This window comes from Kitasatospora sp. NPDC002543 (genome assembly GCF_053594915.1).
Window position 1 is genome coordinate 1 of sequence record NZ_JBSFWR010000139.1, and the last position, 18,748, is coordinate 18,748.

An 18,748-nucleotide genomic window follows, 5' to 3' on the forward strand; every position below is an offset into this window, starting at 1 on the left:
GCCGTTCCGGGCCGGCTCAGGCCGGCCGCTGGGCCCAGGCCCCGAGGGCGCGGCCGACGTCCCGGATCGCGTGCACGGCGGCCCGTTCGGTGCTCGGCCCAAGCGCCACGTCCCAGTGCGCGACGACCGCGTAGGCCACCCGGCGGGCGCCCACGATGACGCCCGCGTCGGCCCGCACCCCGGTGTCCGTACCGGTCTTGTTGGCCACCAGCAGGGTGCCGGTCAGCGGCTCCGGGAAACCGGGGGCGTACGGGTCGTGGTCGATCAGCGCGGGCACCAGGCCGTGGTCGGTGTTGGCGCGCATCCACCCGAGCAGCCGGGCCGAGGCCGCCGGGGAGGCCATCGCGCCCCGGACGGCGAGGGCCACCAGGCGGGCCAGGTCACGGGCGGTGCCGGTGGCGAAGACCGGCGGGTCGTCCGGCCCGCGCTCGTCGCGCACCCGGTCGTGCAGGGTGAGCCGCTCCAGCCCGAGCTCGCGCGCCAGCCGCGCGGTGGCGGGCAGGCCGACCAGCCGCAGCAGCGCGTTGGTGGCGGTGTTGTCGCTGACCGCGGCCGTCAGCCAGGCCAGGTCCTCCACCGTCCAGCCGGGGCGGCTCAGCCGGCCGAGCAGGCCGGTGCCGCCGGTGACGTCCTCGGGGAGGACCTCCACCGGCTGTCCGGCCGTCAGTTCGCCGCTGTCGAGCCGCCGGGCGACCTCGGCCAGCAGCAGCAGCTTGGAGGCGCTGGCGACGGGCAGCACGACGGTGTCGTCCACCCCGACGGTGCCACCGGCCGTACCGACGAAAGTACCGACGAAAGCACCGGCGGGAGCACCGCCGGCCGCACCGCCCTCCTCGGGGGCGTCCACGTCGACGGCGGCCACCGCGAGGGTCAGCGGGAGCGCCGCCGAACTGCGCGCGGCGGCGGCCACCTGGGCGAGACTCATCGGACCCGCACCACCTCTCCGGCCCGGCTCGCGGTCGCCCGGCCGTCGCGCACCGCGACCCGGCCGGCCACCACGACGGTCTCCACGCCGAGCGGCGGGAGCAGCGGCTGCTCGAAGGTCGCGCCGTCCAGGACGGTCGCCGGGTCGAGCACCACCAGGTCCGCGACGGCCCCGTCCCGGACGACGCCGCGGCCGGCGAGCCGGAACCGCTCGGCGGGCAGGCCGGTCATCTTGTGCACCGCAAGCTCCAGCGGCAGCAGCCCCTGCCCGCGCCCGTAGTGGCCGAGCACCCGGGCGAAGCTGCCCGCCCAACGGGGGTGCGGGCGGCCGGGTTTGGGCACGCCGTCGGAGCCGATCATCGACAGCGGGCTGGCCAGTACCCGGCGGACGTCGTCCTCGCGCATCGAGTGGCTGATGATGGTCACCTCGCCCTGCGCCTCCAGCAGCAGGTCGCAGACGTAGTCCACCGGATCGGCGCCGCGCTCGGCGGCCAGGTCGGCGATCCGGCGGCCCTCGACGGCGCGGCGGGCGGGGGCGGCGGCCACCGAGATCAGGTCCCAGCCGCCGTTGCCGACGGTGTTCTCCCAGCCCTCGACGCCGTTCGCGATGTCCACCCGGATCCGGTCCCTGACCTCCTTGCTGCGCAGCCGCTCCAGCAGGGCGGCCGGCCCGCCCTCGCTGGTCCACGGCGGCAGCATGGCGTGCAGCACGGTGCTGCCGGCGGTGTACGGGTAGACGTCGCAGAGCACGTCGACGCCGTCGGCGCGGGCCTGCTCCAGGCGCGGCAGGGTGCGCAGGGTGGCGCCCCAGGCGTGCCGTCCGGCGGTCTTGTGGTGGGAGACCTGGAGGGCGGCGCCGGAGCGCGCCGCGATCTCCAGCGCCTCCTCCAGGGCCTTCTCCACCTGGGACATCTCGTCGCGCAGGTGCGTCACGTACGGCTTGCCGTGCCGGGCGGCGACCTCGGCCAGGGCCACGATCTCCTCGGTGTCCGCGTAGACGCCGGGCGGGTAGATCAGGCCGGTGGAGAGCCCGGCCGCGCCCTGGGCCAGGGCCCGGTCGAGCAGCCCGCACATGGCGGCCAGCTCCTCGGGGGTGGGCGGGCGGTCCTCGAAGCCCATCACCCCGGCGCGCAGCGTGCCGTGGCCGACCAGCGAGGCGATGTGGTTGCGGCGCAGTTCGGGCCGCTGTCCGGCGGCGAAGGCGTCGAAGTCCTCGGCGGGCAGCACCGGCCCGAGGCCGAAGGAGACCCGCAGGTGCCCGGCGAGTTCGGGCAGCCGCTCGGGCAGGGAGGGGAACAGGCTGATCCCGCAGTTGCCGCTGATCTCCGTGGTGACGCCCTGGAGCAGCGGGGCGAGCCGCAGCTCGTCCAGGGCGTCGCCGTCGGTGTGGGTGCCGCCGCCGAAGGGGGCGGCGAGCGCGTCCGAGTGGGTGTGGACGTCGATGAAGCCGGGGGTGACGACCCGTCCGGTGACGTCCAGGGTCTCGGCCGCGGCCACCGCTGTGCCGGGCGGCAGGACGGTGACCCGGCCGCGCGCGACGGCGAGGTCGGCCGGGCGGGCGGGCGCCCCGGTGCCGTCCACCAGGGTGCCGCCGCGCAGCAGCAGGTCGACCGGGGTCGTGGTCACGTCCGTTCCCATCCGTTCCGTCGCCGGTGCCATCGCCGGTTGCGTCGTTCCCATCAGAGCACCGTGGAGAGGAAGGCCCGGGTGCGGTCGTGCCGCGGGGCGGTGAACAGCTCGGCCGGGGTGCCGGCCTCGACGACGGCGCCCTGGTCCATGAAGACGACCCGGTCGGCGACCTCGCGGGCGAAGCCCATCTCGTGGGTGACGACGATCATCGTCATGCCGCTGCGGGCGAGGTCGCGCATCACCCCGAGCACCTCGCCGACCAGTTCCGGGTCGAGCGCGGAGGTGGGCTCGTCGAAGAGCATCAGGGTCGGCTCCATGGCCAGTGCCCGGGCGATCGCCACCCGCTGCTGCTGGCCGCCGGAGAGCTGGGCCGGGTAGTGGTCGGCGCGGTCGGCCAGGCCGACCGTGTCCAGCAGCGCGCGGGCCTGGCGCTCGGCCTCCCCGCGCGGGCGGCCCTTGACCGCGACCGGGCCCTCCATCACGTTCTGCAGCGCGGTGCGGTGCGGGAAGAGGTGGAAGCGCTGGAAGACCATGCCGATCCGCTCGCGCTGGTGGCGGATGTCGCGCGGGCGGCGCTCGCGCAGCTTGGTGCCGGAGGCGCCGTGCGGCTCGTAGCCGACCGGTTCGCCGTCCACCTCGATCCGCCCGGCGTCGATCTTCTCCAGGTGGTTGAAGCAGCGCAGCAGCGTGGACTTGCCGGAGCCGGAGGGGCCGATCACGCAGAGCACCTCCCCCGCCCGGACCTCCAGGTCGATGCCGCGCAGCACCTCCAGGTCCCCGAAGTGCTTGCGCACCCTGCGGGCCGACAGCACCACCTCGGCGAGCGGCTTCTCCAGGTCCGTGCTCATCATCACTTGCCCTCCCCCTTCTTGAGGCTCTTCCCCGCTCCGCCGCGCCCGGGGCGCAGGTTGGCCAGCACCCTGCGGTGCAGCGCCGGCGGGGCGCCGGCCGGGTTGAACCTCCGCTCCACAGCGTGCTGGGCGACGCTCGCGATGGTGGTGAGCACCAGGTACCAGATCGACGCGACGATCAGCAGCGCGATCACCTCGAAGTTGGCGAGGTAGAGGTGCTGCGAGACGGTCATCAGGTCGGCGCCGGCGATGACGGAGACCAGCGAGGTGGTCTTCAGCATCGAGATGAACTGGTTGCCGAACGGCGGGATGATCACCCGCATCGCCTGCGGCAGCACCACCCGGGTGAGGATCTGCCGGTTGGACATGCCCAGTGAGGCGCCGGCCTCGCGCTGCCCGGGGTCGACGCTCTGGATGCCGGCCCGGACGATCTCGGACATGTAGGCGCCCTCGTTGATCGACAGGCCGAGCAGTGCCGCCACGAAGCCGGTGATCAGGGTGTTGGACTGCCAGCTGACCAGCTTGGGCCCGTCGAACGGGATGCCGATGCTGATCTCCGGGAAGAGCAGCGCCAGGTTGAACCAGAAGATCAGCTGGACCAGCAGCGGGGTGCCGCGGAAGAACCAGGTGTACGCCCCGGCGGTGGTGCGCAGCACCGGGCTGTCGGACAGCTGCATCACGGCGACCACCACGCCGATGACGATGCCCACCACCTGGGAGATCAGGGTGAGTTGGACGGTCACCCAGAGCCCTTCCAGGATCACGCCGTCGAACTGGTACCTGGCGACGATGTCCCAGTGCAGGTTGGGGTTGACGATGATCGTCCAGGCCAGCCAGACGGCGGCGAAGGCCGCTGCCAGGACGGCGAACCAGCGCGCCGGGCGGGGCCGGCCGGTGACCTCGAGGGCCAGGTCGTCGTCGGCCGCGACCGCGGCGGCCGGGGACGCCGGGGCGGGCGTCGCGGGGTCTCTCATGTCGGTGCTCATCTCGTCGGTGCCGCCGTTCTCACTGCGCCGCGTTGACGGTGGCGCGCTCCACCGCGCTGCCGCCCACCTGGTAGGTGTCCAGCACCTTGCGGTACTCGCCGTTCTCGATCAGCTCCTGGAGCGCCTTTCGCACCGCGTCGCGCAGCCCGGAGTCCTTCTTCGCCACCGCGATGCCCCAGGGCGCCGTCCCGTACTGGTCCGGCAGCACCTCGTAGGAGCCGCTGTTCTGGACGAACATCTGCGCCACCGGGTAGTCCACGATCGTGGCCACGGCCCGGTCGCTGTCCAGCTGGAGCAGCCCGGTCGGGGCGTCCTCGCTCTGCGAGATCGCCATCTTGGTGGCGCACTTGGCGTTCTGCTGCTCGCCGATCTCCAGGTTGGAGCTGCCCTTGGCGAGGACCACCTTCTTGCCGCAGAGGTCCTCGATGGACGTGATGCCCTCGGGGTTGCCCTTCTTCGTCATGATCACGCCGCCGGTGCGGAAGTAGTCGACGAAGTCGACGGCCTGGCGGCGCTGCGCGCTGTCCGTCATGGAGGACATCACCAGGTCGTAGCGGCCGGCCTGGAGGCCCGGGATCAGGCCGTCGAAGGAGGAGTTGGCGAGCTCCAGCTTCAGGCCGAGCCTCCCGGCCAGGGCGGCGGCGAGGTCCGGGTCGACGCCGGTGAGCTCGGTGGTCCCGGTCTTGTACATCTCCATCGGCGGGTAGCCGACGGAGGTGGCCACTCTGAGCACGCCGCTCTGCTTGTTCTTCGCCGGGAGCAGCTCGGCGGCGCTCTTCCCGGAGTTCTGCGCGGCCTGGGCCGCGCCGGCGGCCGGGGAGCCGCCCTGGTCGGAGCGCCCGCAGGCGGTGGCGGCCAGGACGACCAGGGACAGTGCGGCCAGACAGCGCAGGGAACGGGGGCGGTTCATCGGCTACTCCCTCGGGCGGTGACGGTGCGCCGATGCTGGCAGCCGAGTCCGGGTGAACGGAAGATGATGAAGCTATTGCTGCCTCACCAACGATTTTTGTACGGCTGACCGGCCTGTCCGAAGGGTTTCCGGCCGTGTCCGCGGTCTTCCGGAGCGTGCCGGGCAGGCCGGGCGGACCGGGTCGCGCCGGGTCGGCCCGGACGGCACGGCTCGGCTCGGTCCGGGTCGGTTCAGCCCGGGACGGCTCGGCTCAGGCCGGGCCGCGCCGGCTCAGCCGGTGAGCCACGGGGCCTCGGGCAGCTTGGCGTCCGCCTGCCGTCCGGTGACCTCCACCGTGGTCGGGGTGCCGAGCCCCGGCATCCGCATCGTCACCCGGCGCAGCCCGCCGTCGCCGTCCACCCAGTAGGTCAGCGGCGAGCGGGCGCCGTCGGGCGCGGAGCCCTGGGCGCGCGGGCCGGCGAAGCGGTCGTAGCTCCGGCCGTCGATCCGGTCCCGGCCGAGCCAGCGGGCACCGGACTGGGCGAGCAGCAGCGGGTTGTCGGGGCGGTCCGCGCCGAGCTGGACCAGCAGGTTCAGCCCCGCGTCCAGCGGGTCCGCCGTGTAGGTGCGCGGCGACCAGCCCTGGCGGGGGATGTGCTCGGCCTGCTCCCAGGCCGGGGCGTCGGTGGGGACGGCGCTGGGGGCGGCGGTGGGGGCGGCGGCGGTCGGGGTTCCCGGGCCCGCGCCGGCCGCGTCGGGGGCCAGCCCGAGGCCGCCGGTGTCCCAGACGATCAGGCCGTGGTCCAGCGGGCCGCTCGCGCCGGTGGTCCGGTAGCGGCCCACCCCCCGGTGGGTGCGGTAGTCGAGGATCCCGTCGACCCGGATGCTCACGCCCCCGCCCTCGTCGGCCGTCAGCGACACCGCCACCGGGCTCGCCTGGTAGAGGTTCAGCCGCGACAGTGCGAGCCGGCCCGCCTCGTCGGTGGTCACCGGGCGTTCGGCGGCCTCGTCGGAGGCCGTCCGGTAGACGGCCACGCCGCCGGCCGCGGCGCCGCACACCGCGATCGCGATCAGGGCCTTGAGCCAGCCGGCCCTGGCCCACCGGGGCCCGGGGCCGTCGGCCTTCGTGCTACGGGGCATGCAGCCCGCTCCCTTCCTCGGTCGGACACGACAGTCGGGCGGGTCCGGGGACCAACGGTCCCACGAACCCGCCCGATCGGGCCCGGCACGGGTCTCCCCGCGCCGGGCCCCGGCGAACTCACCGGCGCGAACGCGCTTCCGCGAACGCCCGCCAGAGGCGCTAGCCGCGCTGGGCGGCCTTGCGCCGGCGGACCACCAGCACCATGGCGGTGCCGAGGGCGATCAGCGCCGCCGCGCTGGTCAACGCGATCGGCATCCCTTCACCCGCACCGGTGTTGGGCAGGTGCCCGGACGCCGGAGGCGCGGGGGCCGGCGGCACCGGGGCCGCCGACGTCTGCGCCGGGGCCGCCGACGTCTGCGCCGGGGTCGGCGTCTCGGTCGGGGTGGGCGTCGGAGTCGGCGTCGGGGTGGGGATCAGCTTGTTGACGGCCGTCACCTCCACGCCGGCGTCGAGGTTCGCCGAGGTCAGCTTCAGCGGGCCGAAGACGGTGACCTCCGGCGCCGAGTAGCCGTCCGGCGGGCTCAGCTCCTGCCAGTAGTACGTCCCCGGCACCCCGGTGCCCTGGCAGATGCCGTCGGCCCCGGTCGTGCAGGGTTCGCCCACCTTGGTGTCCGGCTTGTCGCCGGTCGGCTGGAGCCCGTCGGTCCCGTTGGTCTCGTGCCACAGCTGGAACTTGGCGCCGGCCAGCGGCTTGCCGTCCTGGTCGTGCTTGACCAGGCGCAGCGCGCCCTCCTGGAGGCGGAAGCCGAAGTCGTAGGTGTGGTCGTTCTCGCCGGGGCCGCCGGTGGTCAGCGCCCGCTCCGGGAACTTGCCGCCCTTCGGGACGATGCCCTTGGAGTCGATGAAGTGGTTGTCACCGACGTCGGGGTCGGTCGGCACCCACTGGAAGAGGGGGCCGTCCTTGGCGTAGTCCGCCGGGTTGTCCAGCTTGATCGTGTACTTGGTCCGCGGCTTGAGGCCGCCGTCGACGTTGCTGTCGTCGAAGTAGTACTCGCCGCGCTTGGTCGTCGTGGTCGTGCCGACGAGCTTCCCCGCCTCGTCGTACAGGTGGACGGTGGCACCCGGAACCGGCTTCTGGCCCGGCAGTTGGAGGCCGCTGCGCTCGGGGTCGTACCAGACGCGGTTGCCGATCTGGAGCGGAGCCTGGTCGCAGAGGACTTCGAGGTCGCCCATCGCGGCGCCCTTGCCGAACGGCGGGGCGCCCGGGGCGGTGTTGAGCCGCACGCCGCCGTCCGCCTTGCCGTTGCGCTTCTGGAAGGCGCTGCCGTAGCCGTAGGCCTGGCTGTCGCTGTCGTAGCCCGAGATCACGATGGAGTCCTCGACCTTCGAGAACGCCATCCCCGCGTTGCCGGGGTTGTTGTGGCCGATCCGGGCGTTGTCGAAGAACCGCTGGCCCCGGGCCGTGGAACCGCAGCCCAGGTTGGTGTCCAGCAGGTAGGCGCCGTTCGCCGGGCAGGCCTTGAGGAGGTCGCCGCCGGGCAGGACCTTGGCCATCGTGCTGCCCGTTGGGCTGGCCGCCGACTGGTCGCCGAAGCGGTCGCGGAAGGCGAGCAGCATCGAGCCGTCCGTCTCGAACGCGATCTCGGCCAGCGCCGGCTCGGGGTTGGCCATGTAGTTGTCGCCGCAGGCCTGGCCGTTCTGGGTGCTCGGGAAGGTGTCCTGCCACGGGTACCAGCCGGTGCCCGGGCACGGCCCGCCGACCGTGGTGCCGCGCGGGTAGTCGAGCGGCTGGTTCAGCACCGCCGACTTGAACGCGCCGGTGGACAGGTCGAACGGCAGCACCACGGCCCGCAGGTCCGCGGACTTGCCGGTGGACTCGCCCGAGCAGACGCCGCCGAGGAAGCCGACGCCGTCCTGGATGCCGAGGCCGTACGGGCGCCAGTCCCCCGACGCCGGGCAGCCCGGGTCCGGGATGGCGTAGGAGGCCTTCGGCGCGGCCGCCGTCGCCGCGGTGGCGTCGTAGCGGTAGAGCTTGCGGTCGTGCAGGTTGACGACGAAGAGGTCCTTGCCGTCCTCGGTGATCTTGATGCCGCCGAGGCTCTCCTTGCCCACCGGGGCCAGGAAGCCGTCGTCGTTGCCCGGGGTGTGCGCGGTGGTGCCCGCGTCCGGGACGGTGGCGAACAGGGTGGTCTTCTTCGTCGCCCAGTCGGTGACGTAGATCCCGCCCGGACCGCCGGGGCCGTAGCTGGTGGTCCGCTTGGCCTGGGCCGAGGAGAACACCCGCCGGTCGGCCTTGTTCCAGGCGATGCCGTAGAGGTTCCCGGTCTGCCCGGCCGTGGCCACGTCGGTCAGGGTGAAGCCCTTGCCGGCCGTTCCGCGGGACTCGTACGGGAAGGACACCAGCGTGTGCTGGGCGTCCCCGTCCGCGGGCGGGTTCTGGCAGGTCGACACCAGCGGCGCGTTCTTCTGGCAGTAGTCACCCGGGCTCCAGAGGCCCGTGGTGAGTTCGGCCGTCTTGCCGCCGGAGAGGTCGACGAACTCCTCGTTGGAGCTCAGCTTGGTGGGGGCGCCGTCCAGGCCCTCCCGCGAGGCGAAGGCCGGGTAGAGCACGCCCGGCTTCGGATTCACCACCTGGACGCGGTACTTGCCGCCGGTCAGCTTGCTCGTGGCCGGCGCCAGCGTCACGGTGCCGTCGGCCGCCGTGGTGCCCTCGACGGCCACCCCGGCGTCGTCGGTGAGCGTGACCTTCACACCCGCCATGGTCGACTCCAGGCCGGGCGTCCACACCCCGTCGGTGTCGACGGCCCGGATCACCCGGACCTTCACCGTCCCGTCGCCGGTCTGCGGGAAGGCCGAGGGGGCCGCCGCCACCGAGCAGGCGCCGATCACCACCGCCAGCGCCACCGCGCCGCCCGCGGTGCGACGGCCCGAGGCTCGGCTCCCGGGCCCGTCCGACCGCCGGTCCGGGCCGCGCGCGGCGCCGGCGGTTCGTTCAGTTGTCGTCGTCATCCCTGCTCTCATCGTCCGGTTGGGCCCTCCGGCCGACCTCGTGGATCGAGTTCCCGAGTGGCGAAAAGCCGTCATTGTTAACGGGAGCTTAAAGGGGATTCACACAAGTTCGCCGGGAAACAAGGAACTTTGACGATCCCTCAGACGTCACAAGGCCGTCACGGCCCACCACCCGCCACCACCGCCGAACGGCTGACCAGCGGCGACCGGCCGGGCACGACCCAACGCGCCGACGACCGCCGCCACATGCGGCCGGGCGTCGAACACAGTTCCCCCCGGAACCATACACACCACTTCCGGACTCGCTTACCCCACCCACAACTTGCGCAACAACCGGGCACCGGGTGGCAGCGGCCAGGCCCGAACTGGCACGATGTCAGGATGCGCATTCTGGTCATCGGCGGCACCCGCTTCATCGGTCTCCACTTCGCCGAGGCGGCGCTGGCCGCCGGGCACGAGGTCACGGTGGTGCACCGCGGCCGCACCGGCTCCGGACTGCTCCCGGACGCCACCCACCTGATCGCCGACCGCGACGCCGACCTCTCCGCGCTGCGCGGCCGCAGCTGGGACGCCACCGTCGACTTCTGCGCCTACTACCCGCGCCAGGTCCGCGAGTTGGCCGCCGCCCTCGACCCGGGAGCGGCCGGCCGGTACCTCCTGGTCTCGACCGTCTCGGTGTACGACGTCCCGGCCGCCCCCGGCTACGCCGAGGACTCCCCGCTGCTGCCCGCCGACGGCCCGGAGCCCGAGGCCGTCACCGCCGAGACGTACGGGGTCCTCAAGGTCCAGTGCGAGCGCGCCGCCCAACAGGCCTTCGGCGACCGGACCCTGCTGGTCCGCCCGACCTACGTGATCGGCCCCCGCGACTACACCCACCGCTTCGACTACTGGGTGCGGCGCCTCGCCCGGGGCGGCGAGGTGCTCGCCCCCGGCCGCCCGGACGCCGCGGTCCAGGTGGTCGACGTCCGCGACCTCGCCCACTGGATGCTCGCCCTCCTGGAGCAGGGCGCCTCCGGCGCCTACCACGCCGCCACGCCCCCGCCGTTCGGCATGGGCGACCTGCTCGACGCCATCGCCTCGGCGGTCGCCCCGCCCGGCACCACCGTCACCTGGGTGGCCGAGGAGTTCCTCCGCGAGGCCGGCGTCGAGCAGAACGCGCTCCCGCTCTGGCCCTCCTCCCCCGAGCGCCGCGCCACCAGCACCGCGGCCCCGGCGGCCGCCCTCGCCACCGGGCTCGTCTTCCGCCCCGTCGCCGAAACCGCCCGCGACATCGAGCCGTTCGAGCCCGTTGCCGGCACCCTCGACCCCGCCCGGGAAGCCGAACTCCTCGCCGCCTGGCACGCCCGGCAGGCCTGACCCCCACCCCGGCCACCGGCGCGGGGCCGACCGCCCGCCCCGCAGCAGCCGGTCCGGCCCCGGCCCGGACATCTCCCGGGCCGGGGCCCACGCATGCCGCACGGGAAGGCGCCGCCGCCCGGCGGGCGCGTCGGCTGCGAGCCCTGGCACCGCCGGATCCCCGGCCCCGCCAGGCGTCTCAGCCCGCGAGCGGCGGGTCGAGGCGGGCGAAGGCCTCCTGGCGGCGGTACGGGAAGTACGGGTACGGCGCGGTGCGGGCGCCGGCGGCGTCCAGCCGGGCCACCTGGTCCTCCGTCAGGGACCAGCCGACCGCGCCGAGGTTCTGGCGCAGCTGCTCCTCGTTGCGCGCGCCGATGATCACCGAGGAGACGGTCGGACGGCGCAGAAGCCAGTTGATCGCCACCTGGGGGACGGTGCAGCCGGTCTCGGCGGCGACCTCGTCCAGCGCGTCGACCACCCGGTACAGCAGTTCGTCCTCCACCGGCGGGCCGTAGTCGGCGGTGTCGTGCAGCCGGCTGCCGTCCGGCAGCGGCTGTCCGCGGCGGATCCGCCCGGTGAGCCGGCCCCAGCCGAGCGGGCTCCAGACCAGGGCGCCGACGCCCTCCTCCCGGGCGAGCGGCATCAGCTCCCATTCGTAGTCGCGGCCGACGAGCGAGTAGTAGACCTGGTGGGCGGCGTACCGGGGGCGGCCGTGCCGCTCGGCGAGGGCGAGGGACTTCATCAGCTGCCAGCCGGAGAAGTTGGAGACCCCGGTGTAGCGGATCTTGCCGGCCCGGACGAGGTCCTCCAGGGTGGCGAGGACCTCCTCGATCGGGGTGCCGGCGTCGTAGGCGTGCAGCTGGAAGAGGTCGAGGTAGTCGGTGTCGAGGCGGCGCAGCGCGTCCTCCACCGAGCGGATCAGCCGGGCGCGGGAGGTGCCGGCGTCCTGCGGGCCGTCGCCGGTGGGCAGTCCGGCCTTGGTGGAGATCAGCACCTGGTCGCGGCGGCCGCGGATCGCCTGGCCGAGCACCTCCTCGGAGGCACCGTCGGAGTAGACGTCGGCGGTGTCGAAGAGGGTGACCCCGGCGTCGATGGCGATGTCGAGCAGCTTGCGGGCCTCCTGGACGCCGGTGGTGCCCCAGGCGCCGAACAGCGGGCCACGCCCGCCAAAGGTGCCGGTGCCGAGGCTGAGCGCGGGCACCTTGAGCCCGGACGTGCCGAGCCGGCGGTACTCCATGTCGGTGGTGATGGTCATGGCGGTTCTCCCCTCGAAGCCCCTAATGGGACTCCCATTCCGTTAGGATGCCGTGAACCTAGCAGACTGCAGCCACCTAATGGAACAGGAATCCCGTTAATGGCCGTCGAGCCCTCCACTCCCGGCACGGTCCGCCCCGGCGGCCGGACCGCCCGGGTCCGCACCGCCGTCCTGCGCGCCGCCGAGGACGCCCTGGTCGAGCACGGCTTCGGCGGCCTCGACCTCGGCGACATCGCCCAGCGGGCCGAGGTCGGCCGCACCACCGTCTACCGCCGCTGGGGCAGCACCACCGCGCTGGTCGCGGACCTGCTCGCGGACATGGCCGAGCAGTCCCTGCCGCGCACCGACAGCGGCTCCCTCGCCGGAGACCTCCGGGCCAACGCCCGACTCGTCCAGCGCACCCTGGCCGACCCCCGGCAGGGCGCGCTGTTCCGCGCCGTCATCATGGCGGCGAACTGCGACCCCGAGGCGGCCGAGGCACTGCGGCACTTCTACCGGCGCCGGGTCGAGGAGTGGGCGCCGTGCGTCACCGCCGCCGTCGAACGCGGCGAACTCCCGCCGGACACCGATGCGTTCGAGGTCGTCCGGGCGGTCTCGGCGCCGCTCTACTACCGGATGCTCACCACCGCGGAGCCGCTGGACGAAGCGGCCGCGGACCGCGCCGCCCGGGCCGCCGAGGCGGCGGCCCGGGCCGGGGCGTACCCGCGCCTCGACGGTTAGGACCCATGCCGGACACGCCGGCGGCCGCACAGCGCCGAAGCGTCGTGCGGCCGCCGGGCCCGGAGGGCGTCAGTCCTGGTACTCCTCGCGCAGGTTCTCCAGCAGCCCCTCCCAGAGCTCCGACTCCTCCGGCCCCTGGCCCAACTCCCGCACCAGTGCCTCGAACTCGTCCAGCGCGGCCTCGGCGTCCCCGCCGCGGATCCGCTCCTCCCGGCGGGCCAGCAGCGCGAGCGCGCCGACCACCCCGGGCAGCGAGTCGGCCGCCCGGCCGCGGTCGCCGCTCCCGTGGTCCCAGCCGTCCGCGTCGTAGATCCGCACCGCGCCGCAGTCGCCGTCCACCATCAGGTGCAGCGCGTCGAACCTGCCGACGCAGTACCCCCGGGCGCTCGGCGGAGTGTCGTCCCCCGGCGCGCGCCCGCCGAACAGCCCGTCCAGGTCCGCCTCCCACATCCCGCGCTCGGGCAGGTCGGTGGAGTCGAAGCCGAGGAACGCCAGCCCGACGGCCGGCACCCCGACCTCGCCCAGGAACGCCCGGGCGTCCTTCGCCGTCAGCCGCTCGGGCAGCGTCCCGGGCTCGGGCCGCCACAGCGTGCCGGGGCCGAAACAGGACTCCAGCCAGGCCGCGGTGGGCTTCCGGGCGGCGGCCAGGTCGGTGCCGGTGCTGCTCATCGGTGCGTCTCCCCCGGTCGGAACGGTGTGCCGACGTCATTCAAGCGCACCGCGCCGACAGCGCGGGCCGCCGGGGGGACTCCCCCGACGGCCCGCGCGGAGCTCCGGCCTGACGGTCTAGAAGAAGCCGTCGTCCTCGTAGTAGTTGTTGACGACCACCTGCGGGTCGTCGTCGAAGGCCTCGTTCAGCAGCGCGCCGCCGACCAGGCCGGCCGCGCCGGCGCCGATCAGCGCGCCGGTGCCGAAGCGCCGCCCGCCCTGGGCCGGCTGGCCGGGCGCCTGCGGCTGGCCCTGCGGGAGCGGCTGCTGGACCGGCTGCGGGTAACCGGCCTGAGCCGGGGTGTAGAACGGCGGGACGTTGGTCTGCACCCGCTGGGCGCAGGCCACGCAGGCCTCGATCTGGCGCGGCACACCCCACTGCGGCGACCAGTACACCGCAGTGGTCCCGGCGCCGTGCGCGGGGTCGAAGAAACACGTCACGGGGAGACTCCCTGCTCCTGGCTGGGTCATCGGAACGGCGGCCGCCGCGGCGGGCAGCACGGCCGGGGCCGCGGCCGGCGCGACGGGCGCGGGCGGGGCCGCGGGCGCCGGCGGCGCGACGGGCGGCTTCACCGGCGCGGGCGGCACGGCCGCTGCTGCGGCCGGAGCGGCGACCGGGGCGGCGGCCGGGGCCGGCTGCAGGACATCCACCCCGAAGTCGGAGGCGATGCCCGCGAGGCCCGCCGCGTACCCCTGCCCGACCGCCCGGAACTTCCAGTCCGCGCCGTGCCGGTACAGCTCGCCGAACACCATCGCCGTCTCGCCGCCGCCCTCCGGGGCGATGTCGTAGCGGGCCACCTCGGCGCCGCCGTCCGGGTCGGTGACCCGGATGTGGGCGCCGTGGACCTGCCCGAAGGACTGCCGGCGCTGCGCCGCGTCGTAGATCGCCACCGCGAAGACGACCTTCTCCACCCCGGCCGGGACCTCGGCCAGCCGGACCTCGATCTGCTCGCGGTCGGCGCCGCCGCCGGCCGCGCCCTGGTGGCGGACCGAGCCGTCCGGGCTCCGGAGGTTGTTGAAGAAGACGAAGTTCTGGTCCGAGGCGACCTTCCCGTCCGCCCCGCAGAGCAGGGCGCTGGCATCCAGGTCGTACCCGGCCCCGGCCGTCCAGCCGAGGCCCACCCGGACCACCCGCAGGCCAGGGGCCTGCTTGCCCAGGGAGACGTTGCCACCCTTCGTCAGGGCCACGCTCATGGAACTTCCTCCACCACCGTACGAGTACCGCTTTTCGACCACGACAACGCTGTAGAACTCGCACCGGTTCCCACTCGAACCGTCGGCTTTCCGGCCCGGCCGAAACATCACGGGACTCCGCGCCGACACCCTGGCGGAGCGTCAGGTACGGACCTATTGTCAGCGCACATGACATGTCTACGCCGCATCGCCGGAACGGCCGCCGCACTCACCGGAACGCTCCTCGCCCTGCTGACCCCCGCCGCCGCCCAGGCCGCGCCGGCCGACTGCCGGACCTCCGCCTCGGTCCCGCTGGACGCCGAGCAGGCCCGCCTCCAGGACGCCCGCACCGCCGGCTTCACCGAGCGCTCCGGACTGGGCGAACTGCTCGGGGCCTTCCCCGCCGCCCTGTGCGCCGCCCGCAACGCCCGGCAGGCCGAACGCGTGGTGGACACCTGGGGCCGGACGCTCTGGCAGGCCGGAGTGGACCGCGCCCAGGGCCGGCGGCCGAGCGGCGACCTGCCCGCCCTGGACGACCGCCCGCTGTACTGGACCAGGCTCGCCATGACCGTCCGGCTCGCCCGCTGGCAGCCCCGGTTCGACGTCGACCGCGCCGCCCTGCGGACCCGTTTCGAGGACGCCTCGCGCGGTCTGGACGACGGCTTCGAGGCCGCCCCCGGCGTCCGGCGGATCTTCGTCAGCGGCTTCGACCCGTTCGGCCTGGACACCGAGGCCCGCCGCGCCAATCCCTCCGGCGCGGCCGTCCTGCGGCTGCACGGGCAGCGGATCACGCTCGCCGACGGCAGCACCGCCGAGGTCCGGGCGGTCGTCCTGCCGGTGCGCTACGGGGACTTCGACCGGGGCATCGTGGAACGCGCCTTCACCCCGCACCTGCGGCCGGGCCGGCAGGCCGCCGACCTGATCACCAGCATCAGCCAGGGCTACCCGGGCAAGTTCACCCTGGAGGAGTGGGCCGGGCGGGCCCGCTCCGCCGATCCGGCCACCGACAACACGGCCGCGCTCTCCGGCGGCACCACCGAGCACCCGGTGGACGCCCCGGGGCTGGGCGCCGGACCGCAGTTCGTCCGCACCACCCTGCCGACCGGCGCCATGACGGCCGTCCAGCAGCCCTTCCCGGTGCTGGTCAACGCCTTCGTCACCGAGATCCCGGCGGGCGCCACCGCCCCGGTCTTCCGGCCGGACGGCCCCACCCCCGGCTCCCGCGCGGTCTCCGGGGGCGGCGGCGGGTACCTCTCCAACGAGGTCGCCTACCGCTCCAACCGACTGCGCACCCTCCTCGCCCCGGAGCTGCCCGGCGGCCACCTGCACACCCCGGTGCTGACCGGCCTGCCCGCCGACCCGAGCCGGCTCACCGCGCCGGAGTTCGAGCGGAACGAGGCCGCGATCGGCGACGAGGTCCGGGCGATCCTGAGCACCGTCAGGTTCTGACGGTCCGTCCGGAGCCGGGGCGGTCCGGGGCCCCGCGGCCCGCCCCAGGGGGGCGCCCGCTACGCCGGGTCGGCGTAGCGGGTGCCCGCCGCGCGGGCCCGCGACGCCGCGATCTCGGCGTACGCGGCCTCGCGCCCCGCCCAGTGCGAGCCCTCGACCGACGTGCCGCGCTCCAGGTCCTTGTACACCTGGAAGAAGTGGGTGATCTCCAGCAGGTCGAACTCCCGCATGTCGCCGATGTCCCGCAGGTCCGCGTAGCGCGGGTCGTGGGCCGGGACGCAGAGCACCTTCTGGTCCGGGCCGCGCTCGTCTCGCATCACCCACATGCCCACCGCCCGGCACGTCAGCACGCAACCGGGGACGGCCGGCTCACGGCCGAGCACCAGGGCGTCCAGCGGCTCGCCGTCACCGCCGAGGGTGCCCTCGACGTAGCCGTAGTCGGCGGGGTAGGCGGTGGCCGTGAAGAGGGTGCGGTCCAGCCGGATCCGGCCCGCCACGAAGTCCATCACGTACTTGTTCCGCGACCCCTGGGGGATCTCGATCATGACCTCGAACTCCACGTCGAACACCACCGCGGCCTCCTCCTCGGCTCCTGGGGGAATTGTCCGCCGTCCGGACGGCCACCGGAAGCACCCCCGCCGTTCAGGCGACTCCCCTACCATCCCGACCATGGGGAGCTGGCGGGTCACTGTCCTGGACCACCGTCGCCTCGGGGGCGGACGGCCCCAGGGGCTCCCGGAAGGGCCGCTGGCCCGCCGGGACGGGGTGGAGCTGCACGTCCGGGGCGGCGGGCTCGCCTGCGTCGACGCCACCGGCACGGTCCGCTGGCAGCGGCCCTGCCCCGGACGTCCCAACGCGGCCCACCTCTTCGCCGACCGGGCGCTGGTCACCACCGACCCCGTCGGGCACGCCGCCCCGGGCGGGTTCGGCCCGGCCCTGCTGCTGGACCTCGCCGACGGCCGCACGGTCGCCGAACCGCGCGGCGAGCGCGGCGCGGCGCTCGACGACGGCCGCTTCGTGCTCGGCCCGCAGGGCCCCGGCACCTTCGACACCCTGGCCTACGACCGGGACGGCACCCCGGTCGACGCCTGGCCCAGCTGCGGCCACTACGTGGCCGACGGCGGTCTGCGGGTGGTCGAGACGGACCGCCGCCACCCCACCGGAAGCCGGGTGGTCCGGCTGCTGCCCGGCGGCCGGGTCGAGTCCGGCCCGCTGCTCGCCGACCCGCAGGCGCCGGCGCCACTGGTGCTGCCGGACGGCACCCTGCTAGTGCTGGACGCGGGGGTGCTGCGCGCGGTCGGCCGGGACCTCGACGACGCCGTCCTGGCCGAACTGCTCCCGCTGTCCCCGGGCGAGCGGCCGCGCTTCACCGGCGCGCTGCACCGCACCGCCGACCGCCTCGACGTCACCCTGGTCGAACGCCACCCGACCCGGATGGGCGCCTACACCACCCACGGCTGGACGCTCGGCCTGCACCCTTCGTAGAACCCAAGATCTCGATTGGGCGGCGGAACTGACGGCCCGGCGGTCCTCCGTCCACGATTCCCCTACGGTGACGCCTGCAACAACCGTCACCATGCAAGAGGGGGCACGCCCATGTCCCGGAGCCGGAAGCTCCACCGCCTCAGCAACCCCGACGTCGACGAACGCCGCGCCCAGCGCGCGCTGTTCCGCCACCTCCGCGACGACACCAACGCCAACCGCGGCCGGATGGCCAGGCGCGTCCGTGAGCTCCAGCTGCTGCTGGCGATGGACCCGGTCGAGTTCGAGGGCCTCATCGCCCGGCTGATGGAGGCGATGGGCATGAAGGTCGAGCTCACCGCCCGGTCGCGGGACGGCGGAGTGGACGTCCGCGGCATCGACCCGGACCCGTTCCGCGGCGGCAACGTCATCGTCCAGGTGAAGCGCTACCGAGACACGGTGGCGCCCTCCGCGGTGCGGGACCTGTACGGGACGCTGCGGCACGACCGGGACGCGACCAAGGCCGTCCTGGTCACGACCAGCAAATTCGGGCCCAGCTCGCACCAGTTCGTCGCCGGCAAGCCGATCAGCCTGATCAACGGCGCCGAACTGGTCGGGCTGCTCAAGCACCACGGCTTCCACGCGGTGTTCGAGGCCGTCGAGGACGGCGGCGGCGCCGGGGGCGACGACCTGGACGGGCTGCCCGCGATCGAGGTGGCGGCCGAGCCCTCCCGGCTGCTCCTGCACTGGACCGGGGAGGAGGAGTACGACATCGCCGCCCTGGTCTGCCGGGGGAACGCGGCGCTCTCCGACGACCACCTGGTGTTCTACAACAACGCCTCGACGCCCGACGGTTCGGTGCGCCTGGTGACCGGCTACGGCGATGCGAACGCCTGCCTGATGGTCGACTTCGAGGCGCTGCCCGCCGAGGTCGACCGGCTGGTCGTCATCGCCGCCGCCGACACCGAGAACCACCCGGAGGCCACCATGGGCGGGTTCGCCGGCCCGGCGCTGATCCTGGAGGCGGGCTCCGGGCAGGACGCGGCCGTGGTGCACCTGGCGGACGGCGCGGAGACCAACACCGCGATGCGGCTCGGCCGTTTCGACCGCGAGCCGTCCGGGGACTGGGAGTTCACCCCGGCGCTCGCCGGGTACCCGGGCGGGCTGCGGCAGGCCGTGACCGCCTACGGGCTGGAGGTCGTGGAGGCGTGAGCGGCCGGGGCACCACCGCCCCGGCCGCCGCGCCCGTACCCGCCCGGCTCCCCCCCTTGCCGCGGC

16 protein-coding genes are annotated in these 18,748 nt (G+C 74.4%); 5 read left to right on the forward strand and 11 right to left on the reverse strand.

The genetic code is table 11. The features are described from left to right. Positions 1-16: 16 nt before the first annotated feature. From ACWD4P_RS34895 to ACWD4P_RS34925, 7 genes are all read right to left on the reverse strand, one after another. The gene (locus ACWD4P_RS34895; protein ID WP_449782392.1) at positions 17-925 is read right to left on the reverse strand and encodes a serine hydrolase; all 909 of its coding nucleotides are present in this window, start codon (positions 923-925) and stop codon (positions 17-19) included. Then, positions 922-2,550: an N-acyl-D-amino-acid deacylase family protein gene (locus ACWD4P_RS34900; protein WP_449782393.1), complete on the reverse strand. Its 1,629-nt coding sequence runs from the start codon at positions 2,548-2,550 to the stop codon at positions 922-924. The genes ACWD4P_RS34895 and ACWD4P_RS34900 overlap by 4 nt, the downstream gene beginning before the upstream one ends. 53 nt (positions 2,551-2,603) lie before the next feature. Further along, positions 2,604-3,401 carry an amino acid ABC transporter ATP-binding protein gene (locus tag ACWD4P_RS34905; RefSeq protein WP_449782403.1) on the reverse strand — a complete coding sequence of 266 codons (798 nt, stop codon included), beginning with the start codon at positions 3,399-3,401 and terminating at the stop codon, positions 2,604-2,606. Positions 3,402-3,403: 2 nt separating this feature from the next. Further along, a complete protein-coding gene (locus ACWD4P_RS34910; protein WP_449782394.1) occupies positions 3,404-4,378 on the reverse strand; it encodes an amino acid ABC transporter permease in 975 nt (324 codons plus the stop codon). A gap of 31 nt (positions 4,379-4,409) precedes the next feature. Further along, positions 4,410-5,300 (reverse strand): ABC transporter substrate-binding protein, encoded by an 891-nt coding sequence (locus ACWD4P_RS34915; protein ID WP_449782395.1) that lies wholly within the window; start codon positions 5,298-5,300, stop codon positions 4,410-4,412. A gap of 270 nt (positions 5,301-5,570) precedes the next feature. Beyond that, a complete protein-coding gene (locus tag ACWD4P_RS34920) occupies positions 5,571-6,419 on the reverse strand; it encodes a hypothetical protein (protein WP_449782396.1) in 849 nt (282 codons plus the stop codon). A 160-nt stretch (positions 6,420-6,579) separates the two neighbouring features. Further along, complete coding sequence (locus ACWD4P_RS34925) at positions 6,580-9,369, reverse strand: SdrD B-like domain-containing protein (protein WP_449782397.1); 2,790 nt, start codon at positions 9,367-9,369, stop codon at positions 6,580-6,582. Between the two features lie 381 nt (positions 9,370-9,750). Between ACWD4P_RS34925 and ACWD4P_RS34930 the strand changes: the two genes are divergently transcribed. Beyond that, on the forward strand, positions 9,751-10,725 hold the full coding sequence (locus ACWD4P_RS34930; protein WP_449782398.1) for an NAD-dependent epimerase/dehydratase family protein: 975 nt from the start codon (positions 9,751-9,753) through the stop codon (positions 10,723-10,725). A gap of 178 nt (positions 10,726-10,903) precedes the next feature. Here the strand turns inward: ACWD4P_RS34930 and ACWD4P_RS34935 are convergent, their stop codons facing one another. Continuing rightward, on the reverse strand, positions 10,904-11,941 hold the full coding sequence (locus ACWD4P_RS34935) for an aldo/keto reductase (RefSeq protein WP_449782404.1): 1,038 nt from the start codon (positions 11,939-11,941) through the stop codon (positions 10,904-10,906). Between the two features lie 117 nt (positions 11,942-12,058). Here ACWD4P_RS34935 and ACWD4P_RS34940 point away from each other — a divergent pair, with 117 nt between their 5' ends. Continuing rightward, on the forward strand, positions 12,059-12,679 hold the full coding sequence (locus ACWD4P_RS34940; RefSeq protein ID WP_449782399.1) for a TetR/AcrR family transcriptional regulator: 621 nt from the start codon (positions 12,059-12,061) through the stop codon (positions 12,677-12,679). A 69-nt stretch (positions 12,680-12,748) separates the two neighbouring features. Here ACWD4P_RS34940 and ACWD4P_RS34945 read toward each other — a convergent pair whose 3' ends face one another. Then, positions 12,749-13,348 carry an SUKH-4 family immunity protein gene (locus ACWD4P_RS34945; RefSeq protein ID WP_449782400.1) on the reverse strand — a complete coding sequence of 200 codons (600 nt, stop codon included), beginning with the start codon at positions 13,346-13,348 and terminating at the stop codon, positions 12,749-12,751. Between the two features lie 117 nt (positions 13,349-13,465). Then, a complete protein-coding gene (locus ACWD4P_RS34950; protein ID WP_449782401.1) occupies positions 13,466-14,581 on the reverse strand; it encodes a TerD family protein in 1,116 nt (371 codons plus the stop codon). Between the two features lie 168 nt (positions 14,582-14,749). Here ACWD4P_RS34950 and ACWD4P_RS34955 point away from each other — a divergent pair, with 168 nt between their 5' ends. Continuing rightward, positions 14,750-16,009: a pyroglutamyl peptidase gene (locus ACWD4P_RS34955; RefSeq protein WP_359825047.1), complete on the forward strand. Its 1,260-nt coding sequence runs from the start codon at positions 14,750-14,752 to the stop codon at positions 16,007-16,009. Between the two features lie 59 nt (positions 16,010-16,068). Here ACWD4P_RS34955 and ACWD4P_RS34960 read toward each other — a convergent pair whose 3' ends face one another. Then, positions 16,069-16,569, reverse strand: coding sequence for an inorganic diphosphatase (locus ACWD4P_RS34960; RefSeq protein ID WP_359825054.1), 501 nt, complete (start codon positions 16,567-16,569; stop codon positions 16,069-16,071). Between the two features lie 109 nt (positions 16,570-16,678). Between ACWD4P_RS34960 and ACWD4P_RS34965 the strand changes: the two genes are divergently transcribed. Continuing rightward, positions 16,679-17,494 (forward strand): hypothetical protein, encoded by an 816-nt coding sequence (locus ACWD4P_RS34965; protein WP_449782402.1) that lies wholly within the window; start codon positions 16,679-16,681, stop codon positions 17,492-17,494. A 111-nt stretch (positions 17,495-17,605) separates the two neighbouring features. Beyond that, complete coding sequence (locus ACWD4P_RS34970; RefSeq protein WP_359825042.1) at positions 17,606-18,682, forward strand: restriction endonuclease; 1,077 nt, start codon at positions 17,606-17,608, stop codon at positions 18,680-18,682. The last annotated feature ends 66 nt before the right edge of the window (positions 18,683-18,748 follow it).